General features: G+C 54.1%; 3 protein-coding genes and 1 pseudogene. All 4 read right to left on the bottom strand.

Going from position 1 to position 2,514, the window contains the following annotated elements; all coding sequences use genetic code 11:
* Nucleotides 1-758 precede the first annotated feature (758 nt).
* Nucleotides 759-983 carry a hypothetical protein gene (locus ACFTWP_RS41360; RefSeq protein ID WP_376498674.1) on the bottom strand — a complete coding sequence of 75 codons (225 nt, stop codon included), beginning with the start codon at nucleotides 981-983 and terminating at the stop codon, nucleotides 759-761.
* The gene (locus ACFTWP_RS41355) at nucleotides 983-1,915 is read right to left on the bottom strand and encodes a site-specific DNA-methyltransferase (protein ID WP_198113129.1); all 933 of its coding nucleotides are present in this window, start codon (nucleotides 1,913-1,915) and stop codon (nucleotides 983-985) included. The genes ACFTWP_RS41360 and ACFTWP_RS41355 overlap by 1 nt, the downstream gene beginning before the upstream one ends.
* Nucleotides 1,916-2,002: 87 nt before the next feature.
* A complete protein-coding gene (locus ACFTWP_RS41350) occupies nucleotides 2,003-2,218 on the bottom strand; it encodes a hypothetical protein (RefSeq protein WP_359177354.1) in 216 nt (71 codons plus the stop codon).
* Between the two features lie 161 nt (nucleotides 2,219-2,379).
* Nucleotides 2,380-2,514, bottom strand: a pseudogene (locus ACFTWP_RS41345) (GMP synthase); the annotation flags it as partial.

Below are 2,514 nucleotides of genomic sequence, written 5' to 3'. Positions count from 1 at the left end.
CCAGGGAAATTGTGCTTCACTTCTCCAGCGTGAACCGTAAAAGTGAACATTCCTGAACTCATGGACCCCGGCCATGTTCATACAAGCTTATCGTAGGCGCCTCTCCCTCGACAGTCCGTGGCTGAACGACGTCCGAAACAATGGAAAGACCGATCGAGCGATCGTCGAAGCGCTACAACGTTTGATTGATCGACTTCGACGATAGGCAACCCCAGGAGATCATCTGAGGCACTTTGAGCGCTAAGGAGTCAGCACGCTTGAGAGGAGCGTCGAACACCCAGCACTTCAGTGTCAGCCGCTGCAGCCGGCTCCCCATATAGTCCGCGCTGATCGGCGATCTTATAAATTTTCTCAGCCGGCTTGAGGGCACGCAGCTGCGTGTCAGTGAGCATAAAAACCTCCTCGAACGTATACCGTCGGCCGATACCGTCAACCCAGCGTGACGGTATCGGACAGGACCGTCCGAGGAGGAAAAATCGGTACCGCCAACAGTACCGACATTTCCACGTGGCATTGCGCGGATCGCCGAGGATCTCGACAGACAATAACCCCCTGTTTTTAAACGGAAAAACAGGGAAAACCGGAACTCCCGGAACGACTTGGGAGCAGTCTAGATCACTCCCACTCACTCATCAATGAGCCTTGTAACACTTTGATTTTAATGATTTTTATACAGGTCACTTTTTCCGATGCCACGCGAAATACCACGTTAAAAAATTGCCCGTTTCTGCCTGTAGTTGCCGGATACTGCTAGACCATCAGACCCACCCGATGCTTCTAAGGAACGCATAGGACGCGCACGCCGCAGCCACACAAGCGCATATCGCGCCTCGCCCATTCATACGCCCGATACGCTGCAACTCTCCGATGAAGGTGTCGATGTTGTTCGGCACTTGGATCAGCGCGGACCAAAGCCAGAACACAGCAGCCCCAAGCGAGGCCACCGCGCCAACGATGCCAACCGCGATGTCAAGTTTCGTCATCACGCCAGCGTACCAGCAAACAGGTCGGCAGACTCGCCACGCCTCTCAAGCACCTGCTCGACACCCTTCTGGAACGCCTGCTCGATCCGCTCGCTGGCGATCTTGAAATAGCCTGCGTCCTGCTCCATGCCGATGAACTTCCGCCCCGTGTTCGCGCACGCAACGCCGGTCGTGCCGCTTCCCATGCAGTTGTCCAGCACCGTTTCACCTTCGTTGGTATAGGTGCGAATTAGGTACTCGCAAAGCCCCACCGGCTTCTGAGTTGGGTGGACAGACTTCACAGAACTTCCGGCGTTTGAAAATTTCAAAAGCGTCTTCGGATACCAAGTGTCGTAAACCTTGTCTGTGCTCACCGCCCTCTGCATGCCGCCCATAATTTCCGTTCTGGCGTATTCCGTCTTGCCGCGTCGCTCAATCTTGTCTGCCGGGCGGGGAATCATGATCGGGAAATACCTGTGCGGCTGCTCACTAAAAACGCTTACGCATTCCGTTTGCTGCATGGGCCGTTTTTTTGCAACCAGATGCCCGCGAGCTGTCACCTTGTCCCATGTCCAATCATAGCGATAGGCTCGCAAATTACTAAGCCGCATGTGGCTTGAAAATGGTTCCGATCCGAACAGCACAATAGCGGCGTTAGGCTTCACCACGCGCCGGTATTGCTCCCACAGTTTATCGAACGGTATTACGACATCCCACTTACAAGCAGTGGTGCCATATGGCAAATCACAAAGGACCATGTCAACGCTTGCATCTGGGATCGACTTCATGAGTTCAAGGCAATCGCCTTGATACAGACTGAACGGCTTTTTTTGGAATTCTTGTGCGTCGTTAAACATTTCAAGCAATCGGTGATGTGATTGCTCAATCGTGACCTGCGCAAGAAGGCAGGCATTCTCGCGTTTTCCGAAACGACGTAGCCATTGATGATGCAACTAATTCGTCAACAGGGCAGCATCGAAAGGCGGCTTTTTGGCGAGTTCTGCGCATGGTATCGGACGATCTGACTTTTCTTCACCAGATCAAACGTTTGCGTCGATCCGGTTGGATCGGGAATGGCATGGAGCGATGCCATACGGCCCTTCCGATACCACGATTTGAAGGTGTTGTTTTTGAGGCTCGAACCGTTGCTGGGCAAGGCTCTGAGCGATTTCGATACCACGCGAAACCGAGTCATCAATGAGGGGCATCGCAGCGCTCGCGGCGAACGGCGAAATCCATACCTTCAGCCATGCCATGAATAAAAAGTGCTTGACCGTGCTTTTCGGCCCCGAAGCCGCCGCTCACGTTAGTTCGCCCACCTTATTGATGATGCGAAAAAGCCCGCAATTTAGCGGGCTTTTGTCGTTCTACTGCCTGTGATTGCCTGGTACTGCTAGATAATGCACCAAAATGGGGCTCACTCCCACTCGATCGTCGCCGGCGGCTTGCCCGAGATGTCGTACACCACACGGTTGATCCCGCGCACCTCGTTGATGATCCGGTTCGACGCGCGGCCGAGCAGCGCGTACGGCAGATGCGCCCAGTGTGCGGT

Origin of the sequence: Kitasatospora sp. NPDC057015, assembly GCF_042673745.1 — a bacterium.
Lineage (GTDB): Bacteria > Actinomycetota > Actinomycetes > Streptomycetales > Streptomycetaceae > Kitasatospora.
This window is presented reverse-complemented; position numbering and strand designations above follow the sequence as displayed.